This window comes from uncultured Blautia sp., from assembly GCF_902497045.1.
Lineage (GTDB): Bacteria > Bacillota > Clostridia > Lachnospirales > Lachnospiraceae > Blautia_A.
In genome coordinates, this window is sequence record NZ_CABVDF010000376.1 from 1 (window position 1) to 1,503 (window position 1,503).

The 1,503-nt window shown below is 39.2% G+C and carries 2 protein-coding genes; both read left to right on the plus strand.

Annotation, left to right across the window (positions count from 1 at the left end; all coding sequences use genetic code 11):
* The first annotated feature begins 99 nt into the window (after nt 1-99).
* Complete coding sequence (locus RDS42_RS14825; RefSeq protein WP_308784325.1) at nt 100-1,035, plus strand: DNA/RNA non-specific endonuclease; 936 nt, start codon at nt 100-102, stop codon at nt 1,033-1,035.
* A gap of 139 nt (nt 1,036-1,174) precedes the next feature.
* On the plus strand, nt 1,175-1,503 hold a 329-nt coding region (locus RDS42_RS14830; protein WP_308784326.1), incomplete at its 3' end, for a zinc dependent phospholipase C family protein.

Below are 1,503 nucleotides of genomic sequence, written 5' to 3' on the forward strand. Positions count from 1 at the left end.
GACTCCTTGTTCGGAAGATTGAAAAAAAGATTTTTCTGTGGTAGGATTTTAAGAGGAAATTTGTCGAAATATAAATTAGAGTATGAAAGGGGAGCATATATGAAGAAAAGGATGAAATGGCTCGTTGTCGCAGCAATTACAGTGGGAATGCTTCTGTGGGGAGAGGAAAGCATTCCGATGGAAACAACGGAGATTTATGCGGCAGCAGACCCTGAGGAAATGCCCTCATACACAGGAGAACCATATACGGTGGTGAATGATAACATTCCAGAGTTTGCAGAGGAGGACTTTAAGAAAGAATCTTTTGAAATCTATAGTGAACTTGACGAACTGGGAAGATGCGGAGCGGCATATGCAAATATCGGACCAGATCTGATGCCTCAAAAGGAAAGAGGGAAAATAGGCCAGGTTCGTCCATCTGGATGGCAGACAGTGAAATATGATTGTGTAGATGGAAAATATCTTTATAACAGATGTCATCTTATTGGCTATCAGCTTACGGCGGAAAATGCGAATAAGAAGAATCTTATAACTGGGACAAGATATATGAATGTAGAGGGGATGCTTCCTTTTGAAAATATGACAGCAGACTATATCCATGAAACCGGAAATCATGTGCTTTACAGGGCAACGCCTTTGTATCGGAATGATGATCTGGTTGCTTCAGGAGTACAGATGGAAGCAAGATCTGTAGAAGATGACGGAGAGGGGATATCTTTTAATGTTTATTGTTATAACGTGCAGCCGGGGATAACGATTGATTACAGTACAGGCGACAGCTGGGAGGAATCAGAACCGGAAACAGAAAAAGAATCCGTACTGTCAGAATTTTCAGATGGAGAAATGCAGGAACAGCAGGAAGTGCAGGGGTATTGTCAGGAAACATATATCATTAACACGAATTCTCGGGTTTTTCATCAATCGAAATGCTCAAGTGTTAAGATGATGAAAGAAAAAAATAAAATGGAGTATACAGGAACCAGAGAAGAACTTCTTGACCAGGGGTACTCCCCGTGTAAAAAATGCAATCCCTAGAAAAATCCTTCTCTAAGATGGAAATCATAAGAAAATCTGGTGAAAGTTTAGAAAAATTTTATTTGAAAAAAATCGAGTTTTCTGGTATAGTATGCTTTGGTTGCAGTAAACGGTTTCTTTAAGAAAGAGAGAAAAAGTTTTGAGAAAAAAATCACATATATTACTGGCAAGATATCTGGCTGATCAGATGAAAGCTTCTGAAAGCCTGCAGTCACATAGAAAAGCATTTTGCCTTGGGAGCATCCTTCCGGATATCAGACCTTCTTTTGTAACAAAGAGACATGAGTTTTTTGGAACCTTTGATGAAGTACAGGAAAAACTGGAGGCTCTTGTGGAATATGGAACTGAGCAGTATAAGGAGAGAGTGTTCTGGCGCAGACTGGGAGAAATTTTTCATTATATTGCAGATTATTTTACATTCCCTCATAATAAGACATTTACAGGTTCTTTAGTGCAGCATAACAGTTA

Coding starts and splice junctions, on each gene's coding strand:
- RDS42_RS14825 (WP_308784325.1), top strand. CDS start 100: ATGAAGAAAAGGATGAAATGGCTCGTTGTCGCAGCAATTACAGTGGGA.